16 protein-coding genes are annotated in these 14604 nt (G+C 68.1%); 3 read left to right on the plus strand and 13 right to left on the minus strand.

Translation table 11 applies throughout. The features are described 5' to 3' along the window. Positions 1-2: 2 nt before the first annotated feature. The 8 genes from ACTMO_RS0107835 to ACTMO_RS0107875 all read right to left on the minus strand — a co-directional run bounded on the left by ACTMO_RS0107835 (position 3) and on the right by ACTMO_RS0107875 (position 5932). Positions 3-419 carry a CBS domain-containing protein gene (locus tag ACTMO_RS0107835; protein WP_019854128.1) on the minus strand — a complete coding sequence of 139 codons (417 nt, stop codon included), beginning with the start codon at positions 417-419 and terminating at the stop codon, positions 3-5. Beyond that, complete coding sequence (locus ACTMO_RS0107840; protein ID WP_019854129.1) at positions 416-604, minus strand: hypothetical protein; 189 nt, start codon at positions 602-604, stop codon at positions 416-418. The genes ACTMO_RS0107835 and ACTMO_RS0107840 overlap by 4 nt, the downstream gene beginning before the upstream one ends. A gap of 90 nt (positions 605-694) precedes the next feature. After that, entirely contained in the window at positions 695-991 is a 297-nt protein-coding gene (locus ACTMO_RS0107845) for a hypothetical protein (protein ID WP_019854130.1), read from the minus strand. Positions 992-1075: 84 nt separating this feature from the next. After that, positions 1076-1990, minus strand: a complete 915-nt coding sequence (gene ligD / locus ACTMO_RS0107850; RefSeq protein WP_019854131.1) for a non-homologous end-joining DNA ligase — start codon at positions 1988-1990, stop codon at positions 1076-1078. 314 nt (positions 1991-2304) lie between these two features. Continuing rightward, entirely contained in the window at positions 2305-3444 is a 1140-nt protein-coding gene (locus ACTMO_RS0107855) for a DUF1015 family protein (RefSeq protein ID WP_019854132.1), read from the minus strand. Continuing rightward, positions 3441-4460: an NAD(P)-dependent oxidoreductase gene (locus ACTMO_RS0107860; protein WP_019854133.1), complete on the minus strand. Its 1020-nt coding sequence runs from the start codon at positions 4458-4460 to the stop codon at positions 3441-3443. The genes ACTMO_RS0107855 and ACTMO_RS0107860 overlap by 4 nt, the downstream gene beginning before the upstream one ends. A 324-nt stretch (positions 4461-4784) precedes the next feature. Further along, entirely contained in the window at positions 4785-5498 is a 714-nt protein-coding gene (locus tag ACTMO_RS0107870) for a hypothetical protein (protein WP_245556076.1), read from the minus strand. Between the two features lie 230 nt (positions 5499-5728). Next, positions 5729-5932, minus strand: coding sequence for a cold-shock protein (locus ACTMO_RS0107875; RefSeq protein ID WP_019854136.1), 204 nt, complete (start codon positions 5930-5932; stop codon positions 5729-5731). A gap of 304 nt (positions 5933-6236) precedes the next feature. Between ACTMO_RS0107875 and ACTMO_RS20715 the strand changes: the two genes are divergently transcribed. Beyond that, the gene (locus ACTMO_RS20715; protein WP_169509052.1) at positions 6237-7355 is read left to right on the plus strand and encodes an ABC-2 transporter permease; all 1119 of its coding nucleotides are present in this window, start codon (positions 6237-6239) and stop codon (positions 7353-7355) included. Here ACTMO_RS20715 and ACTMO_RS0107885 read toward each other — a convergent pair. Continuing rightward, entirely contained in the window at positions 7340-8362 is a 1023-nt protein-coding gene (locus ACTMO_RS0107885) for an MBL fold metallo-hydrolase (protein WP_019854138.1), read from the minus strand. The two genes, ACTMO_RS20715 and ACTMO_RS0107885, sit on opposite strands and share 16 nt — an antisense overlap. A gap of 232 nt (positions 8363-8594) precedes the next feature. Here ACTMO_RS0107885 and ACTMO_RS0107890 point away from each other — a divergent pair, with 232 nt between their 5' ends. After that, positions 8595-8966 (plus strand): MerR family transcriptional regulator, encoded by a 372-nt coding sequence (locus tag ACTMO_RS0107890; protein WP_019854139.1) that lies wholly within the window; start codon positions 8595-8597, stop codon positions 8964-8966. Positions 8967-9109: 143 nt separating this feature from the next. On the opposite strand, the gene ACTMO_RS0107895 is transcribed toward ACTMO_RS0107890, so the two are convergent. The 3 genes from ACTMO_RS0107895 to ACTMO_RS0107905 all read right to left on the minus strand — a co-directional run bounded on the left by ACTMO_RS0107895 (position 9110) and on the right by ACTMO_RS0107905 (position 12077). Beyond that, positions 9110-10597 carry a SulP family inorganic anion transporter gene (locus ACTMO_RS0107895; protein ID WP_019854140.1) on the minus strand — a complete coding sequence of 496 codons (1488 nt, stop codon included), beginning with the start codon at positions 10595-10597 and terminating at the stop codon, positions 9110-9112. Positions 10598-10797: 200 nt separating this feature from the next. After that, positions 10798-11310, minus strand: a complete 513-nt coding sequence (locus ACTMO_RS0107900) for an O-acetyl-ADP-ribose deacetylase (RefSeq protein WP_019854141.1) — start codon at positions 11308-11310, stop codon at positions 10798-10800. 50 nt (positions 11311-11360) lie between these two features. Further along, positions 11361-12077, minus strand: a complete 717-nt coding sequence (locus tag ACTMO_RS0107905; RefSeq protein ID WP_019854142.1) for a sulfite exporter TauE/SafE family protein — start codon at positions 12075-12077, stop codon at positions 11361-11363. A 651-nt stretch (positions 12078-12728) separates the two neighbouring features. Between ACTMO_RS0107905 and ACTMO_RS0107910 the strand changes: the two genes are divergently transcribed. Then, positions 12729-13616, plus strand: a complete 888-nt coding sequence (locus ACTMO_RS0107910; RefSeq protein WP_019854143.1) for a mycobacterial-type methylenetetrahydrofolate reductase — start codon at positions 12729-12731, stop codon at positions 13614-13616. A 90-nt stretch (positions 13617-13706) separates the two neighbouring features. On the opposite strand, the gene ACTMO_RS0107915 is transcribed toward ACTMO_RS0107910, so the two are convergent. Continuing rightward, positions 13707-14453: a formate/nitrite transporter family protein gene (locus tag ACTMO_RS0107915; RefSeq protein WP_019854144.1), complete on the minus strand. Its 747-nt coding sequence runs from the start codon at positions 14451-14453 to the stop codon at positions 13707-13709. Between the last annotated feature and the right edge of the window lie 151 nt (positions 14454-14604).

The following is a 14604-nucleotide window of genomic DNA, read 5'->3' on the forward strand; positions in this document are numbered from 1 at the left end:
GATCAGCTCGCCGAGAGTGCCTCCATGAGGTCTCCCACCCGTGGTTCCGGAACGTTGCGAGCCAGGTCGGACACGGCGATGATGCCGACCAGACGCTGCTGGTCGATGACGGGAAGCCTGCGGATCTGGTGCGCGCTCATCAGACGCAGCGCCTCCTCGGAGGAGTCGTCGGCGCCGATCGTCACGGCCTCCTGCTGGTTGAGGTCCCCGGCGGGGAAGGTTCCCGCGTCCCTGCCCTGGGCGACGACCTTGATGACCAGGTCGCGGTCGGTGACCACGCCCTTGACCTTGTTGTCCTTGCCGCAGATGGGCAACGCTCCCACCCCGAGCCGGGCCATTTTCCGTGCCGCGTCCGCCGCGGTCTCCTCGGTGCGTACGCACTCGGGGTTCGGTTGCATCACGTCGCGCGCCGTGCTCATGTTTCACCTCCGGTGTCCGTGGCCGAGTGATCGACTTGCGGCCGGGTGTCCGTGTCGGGGTGAGGTTTCCGCAGCCAGATCGTCTCGAGGCCGGGACTCTGCCCGAGACCGTCGTCGGGAAGTTGGCGCGGATCGGCCAGCTCGACGTCCTCCCGCTGTGGAGGTGCGGTTCTCGTGGTGCTCATCGGAGTCTCCGGGCCTCGGCTGGGTGCGTTTCCCTCACCCCCGTGGTTTCCCACACCGAGCGGTTCGAAACCCGCCGGTGTCCGCCGCCGTCACCCGGGTTCCCCGCGCCGCTTGCGGTGTGCCACCCACGCCAGGTCGACCACCGCCACGACCCCCAGCACCACGAGCAGCACCCCGAACCAGCGCAGTGGCGCGATGGTCACGAGCAGCGTCACTCCCGAGCCGAGGCAGAAGACGGCCCCGAAAGCCGCCAGCCACAGTCGCGGCGTGAGGGCGCTCAATGCGGGCGGAGCCCCGGTCAGTCGTCCCAGCACGTCGTGGTAGCCGGGAAGTCCCTTCTCGTAGTGTTCCCGTCCGTTGCCGGTGTCCTTCTCCTCGTCGCTCACACGGTCGGTGTTTCCGTAGTGCGCCCGGATGAAACGAGCATCAACCGCGCGTGACCGTGTTTCCGGTTCCCGAAAGTCGCTCGTTCAGGATCCGGGATGAAGTTCCGCGAGACGTTGGCGTGGGCGGGTGAGCGAGGTGGCCCGGTTTCCGATGCCGGACCACTCGTCGCCGTGGGTGGCCAGCCGTTGCGGAACGTCCCCGACGGTGAATCCGCGGGGACTGGCCTCGTCCAGTTCGTGCCAGGAGATCGGCATGGCCACCGGGGCCGTGTTCCTGGCACGTACCGAGTAGGGGGCGACCGTGGTCTGCGCGTAGGAGTTGCGCAGGTAGTCCACGAAGATCCGTCCCGCCCGGTCCTCCTTGCGCTGCTCGGCGGTCAGCAGCTCGGGACTCCGCTCGGACAGCACCGTGGCGATCCCGCGGGCGAACTCGCGCACCCGGTGGAAGGTGTCCTCACGTCGGAGGGGGACGAGTACGTGGAAACCACGGGATCCTGTGGTCATGACGAAGGTGGGAAGCCCGACCTCCTCCAGGACCCGCCGGGTGTGGTGGGCGGCGGAACGGAGTTCCTCGACTCCGTTGTCGGACGGGTCCAGGTCGAAGACCATCCTGTCCGGACGTTCGAGGTCGTCGATCCGGGACAGCCACACGTGCGGAGTCAGGGACCCCTGGTCGGCCAGGTGGACCAGTGTGTCGGGTTCCTCGCAGACCACCTGGAGGTTTCGCCCACCCTCCCTTTTGGGGACCTCGACACGACGGACCCATCGCGGGGTCCGCTCGGACACGTTCTTCTGGAAGATCCGTTGTCCCTCGATGCCGTCCGGATACCGCTCCGAGGCCAGGGGACGGTCCTTCGTGTACCGCACGAGGGTGGTACCGACCCGGTGGTAGTACTCAGCGATGTCGCCCTTGGTGAGCCCGTCCCGGGGGAACAGCACCTTGTCGGCCCTGGACACCTCGACCCGGTGTCCGCCGAGCTGGATGGTCCTGCTACTCATCCCGCCTCCCTGAGCACATAGGCGGGGTCCCTGCCCTCCCGGCACGACCAACCGGCAGACGGCCCAGGCGGTGCACGAGTGTGGCCAGCGCCGGATCCTCCCGGTCGGAGGGGGATCCTCGTCGCAGTGCCGTGCGGCCCTCCGTGCTGAGTTCCTCGAACAGCGTGTTCACCGTGGTATCCCGTGCTCGGCGATCGTGTCCGGAGCCGCGTCCCTTTCCGTGGGGCGGGCAACGCCGTTCCCCGCGCCTGGGCTGGACCCGTTCCGCGTACGGTCGGGCTACCCGCCGTGGTCGGTGGTGAAACGAGTGCTGTCTAGTGCAGTTCGCGGACGAACAGTCCCGGGGCCGTCTTGGGGTCGAAGCAGGTGGACTTCGGCGGCATCACCGCGCCCGTGTCGGAGACGGCCATGATCTGCTCGACGTCGGGAGGGCGGGGAACGAAACAGACCGCGTTCCTGGATGCGCACCAGCACCGCGTTCCCGAGGGATCCGCCGGAACGGTGGAGCCCGCCGAGTCCACCAGACGTGCCACGTACGGGTACAGCTGTTCGTCCAGCACCACCGCGTCCAACGTCCCGCGGACCGAGCGGTCCGGTGAGCCCGAGGGATCCAGCCACAGGCGGAAACACCGGTCGTGCAGTCGCAGGAGCACCATGCCGGGTGCCGGGTTGCTCGGAGCGTGGCGCGGGCACTCCTCCACCCGGGCCACGGTGGGGTGCTCGGCCAGCACGTCCAGTATCTCCGAGGTGGACAGACCGGGGGGTTCCGGCAGGCAGCGATGGTAGCCGAGCACCCGCATCTCGCTACCCGGGAACAGGGCGGCCAGGGTGAACGAGCGGGTGTCGGTGTCACGGTGCGGACGTGTTCGCGAGCGGCGCTCCGCCACGGCCATCCGGTGGTGGCCGTCGGCGATGTACACCCTCGACAGGGCTCCCAGTTCGCGCCGCACCAAACCGGCCAGCTCGGCGTCCCGGCGTATCCAGACGCTGTGTTCCACACCTCCGGAGGAGAGGATGCCCACGTCCGGGGTGTGCCGGGTCGTCTCCCGCAGGGAGGAGGCGAGTGCGGGCAGGTCCGGATGGGTGAGCATCACCGGCATCTGTTCGGCGCCGCTCGCTTCGGTGAGTTCGGCGATACGGCGTTCCCGGTCCGGCCGGGTGGCCTCGTGACGTCGGATACGCCCGTTGCGGTAGTCCTCGAGTGAGACCTCGACCACGACCCCCGTCTGTTCGTGACGTCCGCTGCGCAGCCGGTACACCAGCACGGCGGGAAGCATCGGGCGGACGTAGCCTCCCGTCTCCAGCAGGTCGCGTACCCGGTTCGGGTCCAGACATCCGTCCAGTGACTCGACCGCGTGCGGGGCGATCACCGAGACTCGGGGCGGACGTACGGTGATCCCCCCTGCCCCGGCCTCCGCGACGGCACGGGGGCTCTGTCGTTGCGGGGCGCTCATGACGCACCACCGGTGGGTGCGGTCGTCCGCGTCGAGCGGCCGCTACGCAGACTGTCCTCGTTGACGCAGTGCAGCACCGTCCCGTTCCGGAAGGCTTCGACCATACGGACGACCTCGGCCGCCACGGCCCGCTGGGCCTGCTCGGTCGAGGCCCCGATGTGGTGGGTTCCGTAGACGTTGGGGTGGCTCGCCAGCCGTGACTCGACGGTGCCCGTGGCCGTTTCCGGTTCGTGCGTGAACACGTCGATACCCGCGCGAACTCCCTTGGTCTCCATGGCCTCGATGAGGGCGTCTTCGTCGACGAGTTCTCCGCGTGCGGTGTTGAGCAGGATCGTCCCCGGCCGTACCCGGGAGAGCAGCTCGTGGTCGACCAGCCCGCGGGTCTCCTCCGTGAGTGGCAGGTGCAGGGAGAGCACGTCGCAGGTGCTGACGAGTTCCTCGGTGTTGGGAAGGAAGGTGATGCCGAGGGAGCGAGCCCGTTCGAGGACTTCCGGGTCGCGGCGGGGTTTGTCCACCGCGTGGACATGGGTCCCGAAGGCGGCGGCCCGAGTGGCGAACTCCAGCCCGATGTCTCCGAGGCCGAGCACGCCGACCCTGCGCCCGTGGATTCCGCGGGCCCGGGAGTAGCGTCGTTTGTCCCAGCGTCCCGCCCTCAGGTCGGCGACGTTGTCGGCGATGTTGCGGTCCAGTGCGAGCAGCAGGGCGAACGCGAGTTCGGCCACGGCCGTGGAGTTCCTGCCGGGTACGTTGCACACGTGGACACCGTGTTCGCCCGCGGCGGCACGGTCGATGGTGTTGGTGCCGGAACCCGCTCTGATGACCAACCGCAGCGCGTCGGCCTCGGCGAACACCGGTGCGGGGACCCGCGTGCTGCGGACGACGAGAACCTCGCAGCCTCGCAGGGACTCCCCGAGTCGTTCTGGGGTCGTCTCCGGCAGGTAGCGGCACTCATCCCCCGCCTCGGTGAGCGCGGTCAGGGAGTCTTCCGGGAAGGCGTCGGCGACAAGAATCCTCATCGGCTGCTCCCTCGTGAATCGGTCGGGCCTCCCGCGAGTGGTTTCGGTGGTCGTACCGTGCCTGGGCCGGTGACCCGAGAGCCGTGTCCGCGTGAGCCACGTGAGTAACGATGGCCAAAAATTGTTGCTTATCACGCAAAGTATTGCTTATAACGCAATATTGGCCGTGCTGAGGGAGGACGTCAACAGCCGCGCCCCACTTCGGGAGACGAACTCGCCCGACAGCATGAAGATCACGCGGTCTCCGGGTGAACACCACGGACGCGAGGAGGGGCCGCCGGACCGGAGGGAGCGCGGCGGTGAGAGGCGGAGGCGGGGAAGTGCTCAGCGCGGAGAGGGCTCTCCCACGATCTCGGTGCAGCGAAGACCGTCGCCCACCGCCGGAGTCCCGTCCAGCGCGAGCGCACCGTACTGTTCCACCTCGGAACAGCGGACCGGAGCCCCGTCGACGAGCAGCGGGGCCATCTCCCGGTCCGCCGCGGTGTAGGCGAGCAGCCGTTCGGGTTCGGTACCGTCATCCAACCGGACGGGGTGTGATCGGTGCAGCCGGACCAGTCGGTAACGCCGTCCCCGGCCCTCGCAGCGGTCGAGCACCCGCCGTTGCTGGGCGGTCGCGTACCAGACCGCGTGCTGCTCGACCGTTCCCGGTGCCGAGGCGAGCACGGCGGGACGTTGCCCGTCCCGAGGACGCAGCCCGGCCGACCACACGGCGGCCATGTCGGTGCAGCTCGCCCGGAGAACCACGGCCGGGCCGGCCAGTCCCAACTCGGAACGCAACCAGCTGATCTTCTCCGGGCAGACGTTCGAGCCGTAGGCGAGTACGGGGCGACGTCGGTGGAGGGGAGCGGCCCCCCGTGTCGTGAGCCAGTGGTTCAGGCAGGGGCGCTCGGTGTCCGTCACCACCCGCCAGCCGGAGGGGGCCGTCCCGTCGGGAAGGACCGGATAACCCGTCCCGTCGACGTGGACGAAGGAGCAGTCGGGGCGAGCTCCCGGGTAGGGGTTCTCGGGGTACTCGGCGTCACGGAACGGCTCGACCACCGTCGAGTCCGTTCGGAAGTGTGGGGCGACCATCGGTCGTCCACGTCTACCCGACGAAATCCGGTGGTGCCGCGATCCACGTCACAGCACAGGGCGAAAGGGGGTGCGAATCCGTGTTTTTCCCGTGATGTGGGAAAACAGTCCGGGCACGTGACCGCACGAACGCGCGTGGGTGAGCGTCTCCCACGGGAGACGCTCACCCACGCGGTTAAGAATCCGGGCAGAGGCCCTCAGAGAGCGCGGACGGTGTCGGCCTGCGGCCCCTTCGACCCCTGGCTGACCGTGTACTCCACCTGTTGAGCCTCGTCCAGCGTACGGAAGCCGGGGGCGTCGATCGCGGAATAGTGCACGAACACGTCCGGGCCACCCTCGTCCGGGGCGATGAAACCGAAGCCCTTCTCCGAGCTGAACCACTTCACGGTGCCTTGGGGCATGGCTGTCTCCTTCCGGGAGCTGACTGCAGGTCACCGGTGGCCGACCCTCTCGCGGCCACCCTCGGTCGTGGATCTCAGACGGCGCCTACTCCAGCTACACCAAAGACAGCGGCTCGCCCGCACCAAACATCTGCGAACGTGCGTGTGACACGACTCAGAAAACGACCTGACGCCATCCTACACACCGAAACCCGTTCCGACATCACGGAGGCGAGCGGGATGTCGCCCGGCCGAACTCCTCCGTGTCGTGCACAGTGAGGACCGACAGGTGCCGACGGCTCCTCGGGCGGGAGGTGTCACGAGCGTGAGTGATCCGGAAGGCGACACGCGGACCTCGGGCGGGACGCGGAGTGCCCCGAGAAGAGCGGTGGCGGGCGAGGTGCGGGACGCCGTTTCGTTCCGGACGTTCCTGCTGATCGTCGGGGTGCTGTTGTTGCAGATGGGATTCATTCTGTCCTATGTGGGGGCCTTCCACGATCCCTCTCCGCACCGGTTGTCGGTACGGGTGGCGGGACCCGAGGCAGCCGCGGACAGGATGGTCGACAGGATCAACGCGTTGCCGGACGAGCCGTTGCGGGCCCGGACGGCTCCCGACCCGCGGGCCGCCCGGGAGGCGCTCACCTCCGGGGAGACGGCGGGTGTGTACGTGCTCCGTCCCTCCGAGCCCGCGGACCGGTTGTTGTTGGCCACCGCCGGGGGCTCGGCCAAGGCCGAGGCGGTGCGGAGCGTCCTCGGTGGGATGGCGGCCCGACAAGGGCGGCAGCTGGAGGTCAGCGACGTGGTACCGGTCCAGAGTGGGGACTCCCGGGGGTTGACCGGTTTCTACCTGGTGGTGGGATGGACGGTCGGCGGCTACCTCGTGGCCGCGTTGCTGGGGGTGTCGCGCGGTGCTCTGCCGGCCAACCCGAGCCGGGCGGCGATCCGGCTCGTCTCGGTGGCGGTTTACGCGGTGCTCTCCGGTCTGGGTGGCGCACTGGTCGTCGGTCCACTGCTGGGAGCGCTCACCGGACACCCGGTCCGACTGTGGTTGCTGGGAGCGTTGCTGGTGTTCGCGGCCGCCGCGGTGACCATGGCCTTGCAGGTGCTGTTCGGGGTGGTGGGGATCGGTCTCACGGTGTTGCTCTTCGTGGTGCTGGGCAACCCGAGTGCGGGCGGTGCCTACGCCCCCGAACTACTGCCCGCCTTCTGGCGGGAGATCAGCACCGCCCTGCCGAACGGGGCGGGAACGGACGCGGTGCGCAACATCGTCTACTTCGGATCCCACCATGTGACCGGCGACGTGCTGGTCATAGCCGCTTACGCGTTGGGGGGAACCGTGGTGGCGCTGCTCGGTGCCGTGTTGCGCGCACGTCGTGCCCCCGTCCCGGCCCCGGCGCGGGAGGACGATGGCACGGCACACGGAAAACATCACCGGCAGGAGTAGCGCAACACTCCCGCGCTCCGTTCGCTGGCCAGGCGCCGCTGACTGACCAACAGTTTCAGATGCGCCGAGGTCTCCAGCACGGCCAGGATCCTGCTGAAGACGTCCAGCTCGTCCAGTGTGCGTTCGTGCCGGGTCCAGTTCAGGGCGCGGGCGGTCTCGTAGGCGGTGCTCGCTCCCCGCTCCACGGTGGCGGCCATGGTGTCGAGCCGCCGCTGGTGGTGGGAGAGCAGTTCGTCCACCCGGGAGCGCAGGCTGTCGTGTACGGGACCGTGGGCGGGCAGTATCCGGTCGTCGGGCAGTTTCCGCACCAGGTGCAGCGAGTCGAGGTAGTCCCGCAGGGGGAGGGGGCCGGGAGCCTGTTCGAGACCCACCGACGGGGTGATGGCGGGCAGTACGTGGTCACCCGTGAACACCAGACCGTTGTCCTCGTCGTGGAACACCACGTGTCCCCGAGTGTGTCCCGGAGTGCTCACCACACGGAGCGTGCGCTCGGCGAGGACGAGTTCGGTGCCGTCACTGAGCCATTCGTCCGGTTGCTGCCAGTGGGGTCCGTGCTCCGGAGTCCCGGTGTCGAACTCCGCGCTCAGTTCGTCGAGTACGTGCTCCGCCCCGCACTCGACCAGTTCCCGGCGTTGCCGTTCCAGGGGGATGTGGTCCCGGGCGCCGAGCCGTTCCAGGTTGGCCCGCTCACCCTCCCCGAGCGCGACGTGGCAGCCGAGTTCCTCCCGCAGCGCGATCGCCTGGGTGTAGTGGTCACGGTGCGCGTGGGTGACCAGTATTCTGGTGATGTCCGCCGGACGCGCCCCCAGTGTCTCCAGCGCCTCTCCCAGCAGCCGTCGGGACTCGGGCAGCGCCCAACCTCCGTCAACCAGGGCGATCCCTGCGGAGTCCCACAGTGCGTACACGTTGACGGCGCGCAGCCCGTCGCTGGGCATCGGCAGCGGTATCCGGTACACCCCGGGGGAGACCTCGTGGGCACCCGGGTGGGTCCATGCTGTGTCGGACACGAGCACCTCCGTGGGACGGACTTGATGGTCGGCAGGCATACCATACGGTCGGTAGGTGATCGAGGGAGTGCGACGCACGTCACCGGACACGTGGGCCGCCGCCGGGGCGACGGTGGGAGCTCGCCCGCGTCCGGGGCGAATATCCTGAGGGGACGACCGTGGATCGGCCACGGGTGGGGAGTCGAGACGGTTCGGCCGGTCGACATCCGGTGAGCAGGAAAGGGGCGCGACCGTGTCCGGACACATGCGGATCGGCGAGGTCGCCGAGCGCACCGGTCTGTCGTTGCGCACCATCCGCTACTACGAGGAAGTCGGGCTGGTGGTGCCGAGCGCGCGCAGCCAGGGCGGTTTCCGGCTCTACACCGAGCCGGACGTCGAACGGCTGAACATGATCAAACGGATGAAGCCGTTGGGCTTCCAGCTCGACCAGATGAGGGAACTACTGGAGATCCTCGACGACCGTGAACACGGTGAGCTCACGGAGCAGCGTCGCGACAGACTCGAGGAGTTCCACACCTCGGTGCGGGAGCGCTGCACGAGTCTTCGTGCCGAGTTGCGCACGGCAGAGGACTTCGCGGACACACTGTGGCGACGTCTGCCGTGAACGTTCCGCCCCGGTCGGGGCGAACGCCGCGGCGCAGGCCCGGTGCGTGATGAGCTCCGCCGGGTGTCCCGCGGGACACCCGGCGGAGGCGGAAAGACCTCCCGCCCGGTGACGTGGTCGCCCCCCGGGGAGGCGCTTGGGTTCTAGTGTCCGCCCCCCAGTTGGCCGGCCAGTGCCTGGTGGCGTCGTTTGCTGGGCTCGTTCATGCCGTTGATGGTGACCGTGGTCCCGCGTTGACGGTACTTGGTCTCGATGGCGTCCAGCGCGGCCACGGTGGAGGCGTCCCAGATGTGGGCTCCCGACAGGTCGATGACCACGGTGCCGGGATCACCGGCGTAGTCGAACTGGAACACCAGGTCGTTGCTGGAGGCGAAGAACAGCTGACCGGTCACCCGGTAGATCTTGGTGGTGCCGTCCGGGTCGAGGACACTGTCGACGGTGACCAGGTGGGCCACCCGCTGGGCGAACATGACGATGGCCATGACCACCCCGACCACGACGCCGATGGCGAGGTTGTGCGTGGCCACGGTGACCCCCACGGTCACCAGCATGACGGCCGTTTCGCTCTTCGGCATCCTGCGCAGGGTTCGTGGCTGGATGCTGTGCCAGTCGAAGGTGCCGATCGAAACCATGATCATCACTCCGACCAGCGCCGCCATGGGAATGATTGCCACGACCGGCCCCAGCGCCAGTACGAGGACCAGCAGGAACACCCCGGCCAGGAACGTGGACAGTCGGGTGCGGGCGCCGCTGGACTTCACGTTGATCATGGTCTGGCCGATCATGGCGCACCCACCCATGCCGCCGAAGAAGCCGGTGACGATGTTGGCCAGTCCCTGCCCCCAGGACTCGCGGGTCTTGTTGGAGTGCTCGTCAGTGATGTCGTCGACCAGTTTGGCTGTCATCAGCGACTCCATGAGCCCCACCAGGGCCATGCCCACCGCGTACGGGGCGATGACACGTAGGGTCTCGAAGGTGAGCGGCACGGAGGGAAGGCCGGGAACCGGCAGAGTGTGGGGGAGTTCTCCCTGGTCGCCGACGGTCGGCACGGTTATTCCCGCGATCACGGTGACGGCGGTCAGCGCCACGATCGCGACCAGGGGCGCGGGAACCGCGGTGGTCAGGCGGGGCAGGCCGATCATGATGACCAGTCCTGCCGCGACCAGCGCGTAGACACTCCACGGGACACCGGTCAGGTACGGCAGTTGCGCGAGGAGGATCAGAACGGCCAGTGCGTTGACGAAGCCGACCATCACGCTGCGCGGCAGGAAGCGCATCAACCGTGCGACCCCGAGCAGCGCCAGCAGCGCCTGGAGGGCTCCGCCGAGCAGGACGGTGGCTATCAGGTAGTCCGTGCCGTACTCGTGGACCACGGGGATCAGCACCAGTGCGATCGCTCCGGTGGCCCCCGAGATCATGGCGCGGCGTCCCCCGGCGACCGAGATGGTCACGGCCATGACGAACGAGGCGAACAGGCCGACCCTGGGGTCGACTCCGGCGATGATGGAGAACGAGATCGCTTCGGGGATCAGGGCGAGTGCTACGACGAGACCGGCCAGGGCCTCGGTGCGCAGCACCCGGAAGGACAGCCAGTGGGGACGAGAACGCGTCAGGTCAGGTCGCGACATCATCTTCTTTCGTGCGATGCGGAAAGCGGTCAAACGAAAACGGGCGGAGCCACACCGACGGGGCTCACGCGAACCCGTCAGACTCTACCCTCACGTAAGGGCAGGGATGCGGGAAATGTGACGCAACTCGGTCTGTGATCCACGTTGTCCCGTCGGCGGAGACGCTGGTGACACACGGGCGGAGTCCGCACGTTCCTCCGAGGTCAGTCCCTGCCGAGCACCTCGGCGAAGACGCTTCTGGTCCGTTCGTCGAACAGCACGAAGCGGACGAGTTCCACGGCAGAGTCGGCGGCGCGCACCTCCGCCGTGGCGATCTCGGCGGCCGCCTCCACCGGATAGCGGTAGACCCCGGTGGAAACGGCGGGGAAGGCCACGCTTCGCGCTCCCAGCGAGTCGGCCACCCACAGGGACTCCCGGTAGCACGAGGCGAGGGCGGCGGAGCGGTCCTCGGAGGCCGAGTAGGTCGGCCCCACGGTGTGAATCACCCACTGGGCCGGCAGCTCACCCGCCGTGGTCGCCACGGCGGATCCCACCGGAAGTCCGTCCGGGTAGTCCGTGGCACGCAGCCTCCGGCAGGCCTCCAGGATCTCCTTGCCTCCCCGGCGGTGGATGGCACCGTCCACGCCACCCCCACCCAACAGACTCGTGTTGGCCGCGTTGACCACCGCGTCCACGTGTTGTTCGGTGATGTCGCCCTGTACCGCTTCGATCCGCATGTCCCCATTCTGCGGCGCGTCGCGGACCGGGGGAGGTTCCCGCCTCCGCCTCAGCCCAGAGCCTTGAACAACAGGGAGAGCGCGCTGAACGCGGCGAGTCCGAGCAGTGCGGGCCTGGTGCCTCCCCGGTCCAGCGGTCGGCGGAGCGGTCCGGAGAGCACGAATCCGAGCATGGCGAAGGGGAAGAGTACCGCGGCGGCCAGCAGTTGTTGGGGCTGTACCTGTCCGGAGAGCAGCAGCGCCCCCAGTGACAGCAGTGAGCCGAGGGCGAAGTAGGCGCTGAGCGTGCTGCGTACGGTGGGACCGGTGTTGTGTTGGTACACCAGCGCCATCGGTGGTCCCCCCACCGCCGCCGCGGTACCGAAGACCCCGCTGAACACCCCGGCCGTGAACAGTGTCGACGGAACGGGACGGGGGCGCCAGGTCAGCAGCGACAGCCCGACGGAGACGAGTACCACCACCCCGATCAGCACAGCCAGCCACCTGCTCGGCAACAGCGCCAAGGCGGCCACGCCGAGAACGGTGCCGGGGACTCTGCCGACCAGGGCCCAACGCACCCCACGCCAGTCGGCCTGCCCTCGTTCGCGCACCAGGGGGAGCACGGCGAAGGCCGAGGCGGTGACCAGCAGGGGCACCGGCACGAGTACGGGATCGGCGATGGCCAGCAGCGGAGCGGCGATCAGATTCATACCGAATCCGACGGAGCCCTGCACCACGGCCCCACCGAGCACGATCGTGCCCGCCAGCAACAGCATCCAGATGTCCACGTGGTTCCTCGCTCGATCTCGGGTGTTGCGAACTCTCCGAGTCAACTCCCCGGCGGGAGCTGGGGACCACCACGAGTGGGTGGATGTGTGGGTGAGGTCACCGGGGGATCGGAAAAACCGAGAACGCGTGCCCGTCTACTTCGCCAGAGGCCGAACGGGTGATTCTTCGGGCCCGTCAGTGACGAACGCTACACTCCTGGCCCGTAACGCCGGGCGATGGTGACTCGTCCCGGCGTCGAGGGACGCGACGGACCTTTCGTGCGAAAGCGGCGAACGACGAATTCCCAGTACAGCCGCTGTTCGTCACGGTTCCGTCCCGCCGTGGGCGAAGAGGGAGGGAGGCGGCCGTGACGTTCCCGGCCTCCCGGATCGTGCGACGGATATCACCGGAATGACGCAACGGCTTTGTCAGCTTGTACTGCCAATGCGGCGTGACCTGGGGTTTCTCTGGAAGAGGGCGGAACCCTGACCTCGCTTACTACTCCGTTCGGAGCAGTACCGTTGCTACCAACGGAGGTGTTTCCCCTTGGTTGGCGTCCGTACGTTGCTCGCTCGTGGCACGAATCGTGCTCGCGGTGGGGCGAGCTCGCCCCTGAGGGGTGGCGCGATCCGCCGTGACCGACGTCGACAGAAGGAAAACCTGAGGCCGACATGGAAACGATCGCACTCGAACTGGTACCGCCGGACCAGGACGGCGGTGTGGAGAGCGCAGTTGAGGAAGGCCGCAAGGTGGCCGAGAGCTGCCGCACGTCCGGGCTCGGGGACCGCATCCAGCACCTGATGATCCCCGGTCTGATCGCCGAGGACGACGATCGTCCGGTCGAGATCAAGCAGAAGATGGACACGCTCGACTTCTGGCACACCGTCCGGCCGGAGATCGGTGACGTGAAGGGGTTGTGTACCCAGGTCACCGCCTTCCACAACAGGGAGGAGCTGGGCGAGCGGCTGAGCTCCCTGCGCAACGCGGGGATGGAAGGGATCGCCTTCGTGGGCGTCCCGCGCAACATGAACGACGGGGAAGGCCCGGGTATGGCTCCCACGGACGCCCTGGCCGAGTTCAAGGACCTGGTGCCCAACCGGGGCGTGATTCTGATCCCGACCCGTGAGGGAGAGCACGGCCGGTTCAACTTCAAATGCGAGCGGGGCGCCACCTACGGCATGACCCAGCTGCTGTACTCGGACTCCATCGTGGGCTTCCTCAAGGAGTTCGCGCAGCAGACCCCGCACCGTCCCGAGATCCTGCTCTCGTTCGGGTTCGTCCCGGGGGCCGAGAGCAAGGCCAAACTCATCGACTGGCTCATCCAGGATCCGGGTAACCCCGTGGTCGAGCAGGAACAGGAGTTCGTGGCCAGGCTCGCCGAGAAGTCCTTCGAGGAACGCAAGCGTCAGTTGGTCGATCTCTACAAGCGGGTCATCGACGGGGTGCACGACCTCGGGTTCCCGTTGAGCGTCCATCTGGAGGCGCCGTACGGTAACTCCAAGCCCGCCTTCGAGACCTTCGCGGAGATGCTGGACTACTGGTCGCCGAAGAACGCGTGACCGGTCGGTTGACGCGGCCGGTGGACGAGACCCCTCGTTCACCGGCCGCGCCGGTCCGTCTCTCCGGCGACACCGCCGGACGGGGTGGACTCAGATGTGCCGCCACTCCCGGATACGGGCGTAGCCGCGGATCAACCGCAGCGCGGTGGTGATTCCGACACCGCCGATGATGTTGCCGCCAAGCGCCCATCCGAGCCAGGTGATCCACTCCAGGTACCCGTAGTCGGCCCCCGCGTGGATCCCCCCGAAGATCAGCAGGGAGTCGAGGACCGAGTGGTGCATCCCGGTCCCCACGATCAGGAAGCCGGTCAGGGCGCTGGCCGTGAGCTTGGCCATGTCGTTGTCCGTGCCGTTGTGCATCCTGGTCATGAGCGTGATGGAACTGCCGGCCAGGATGGCCAGGCACAGGTTCTGGGGGGAGGGTGGTGCGTGGGCGAACTTGCCCCCCATCTCCACGGCCGTCGTGCGTAGTTCGGGGAAGGCCGTGATGACCACGAACATCAACGCCCACCCGCCGAGCAGGTTCCCGGCCAGGGTCCCGCTCCAGAAACGTGCCAGTCGACGCCAACTGGCCTGGCGAGCGGTGACCACCACGATGGGAACCAGGAAGCCCTCGGTGAACAGTTCCGCGTGCCCGAGCAGCAGCGCGATCAACGCTATCGAGAAGGCCAGGCCCGCCAGCAGTGAACTGCCGGTGCTCTGTTCCACGGTCAACAGGGCGAGCACGCCCAGTGCCACTTCCACACCGGCGACCAGCGCGGTCGCCAACAACTGGGGCCACGTTCGATAGAGGCGCGGCCGCCCCTTCGCGATGATGCGATCAATGGCCTGGTCCACCTCGTTCTCGCGCGGTCGTTGTCGACCTTCGGGCGCGTGTGGGGTGACAACGTGTTTGGGGTGCTCAACCTGCTTGGTAACCACGACCTACCTGTGCTTGTATCGCTGGTGCAATGACTGGATTTCCCCGGGTGTTTCGGCCTCGGTCGCC

Origin of the sequence: Actinopolyspora mortivallis DSM 44261 (genome assembly GCF_000384035.1) — a bacterium.
GTDB classification, from domain to species: Bacteria; Actinomycetota; Actinomycetes; order Mycobacteriales; family Pseudonocardiaceae; genus Actinopolyspora; species Actinopolyspora mortivallis.

Bases quoted from the DNA above. Each gene is read 5' to 3' on its own strand.
- ACTMO_RS0107835 (WP_019854128.1), bottom strand. From the start codon at position 419: ATGAGCACGGCGCGCGACGTGATGCAACCGAACCCCGAGTGCGTACGC.
- ACTMO_RS0107840 (WP_019854129.1), bottom strand. From the start codon at position 604: ATGAGCACCACGAGAACCGCACCTCCACAGCGGGAGGACGTCGAGCTG.
- ligD (WP_019854131.1), bottom strand. From the start codon at position 1,990: ATGAGTAGCAGGACCATCCAGCTCGGCGGACACCGGGTCGAGGTGTCC.
- ACTMO_RS0107855 (WP_019854132.1), bottom strand. From the start codon at position 3,444: ATGAGCGCCCCGCAACGACAGAGCCCCCGTGCCGTCGCGGAGGCCGGG.
- ACTMO_RS0107860 (WP_019854133.1), bottom strand. From the start codon at position 4,460: ATGAGGATTCTTGTCGCCGACGCCTTCCCGGAAGACTCCCTGACCGCG.
- ACTMO_RS0107875 (WP_019854136.1), bottom strand. From the start codon at position 5,932: ATGCCCCAAGGCACCGTGAAGTGGTTCAGCTCGGAGAAGGGCTTCGGT.
- ACTMO_RS0107895 (WP_019854140.1), bottom strand. From the start codon at position 10,597: ATGATGTCGCGACCTGACCTGACGCGTTCTCGTCCCCACTGGCTGTCC.
- ACTMO_RS0107900 (WP_019854141.1), bottom strand. From the start codon at position 11,310: ATGCGGATCGAAGCGGTACAGGGCGACATCACCGAACAACACGTGGAC.
- ACTMO_RS0107910 (WP_019854143.1), top strand. From the start codon at position 12,729: ATGGAAACGATCGCACTCGAACTGGTACCGCCGGACCAGGACGGCGGT.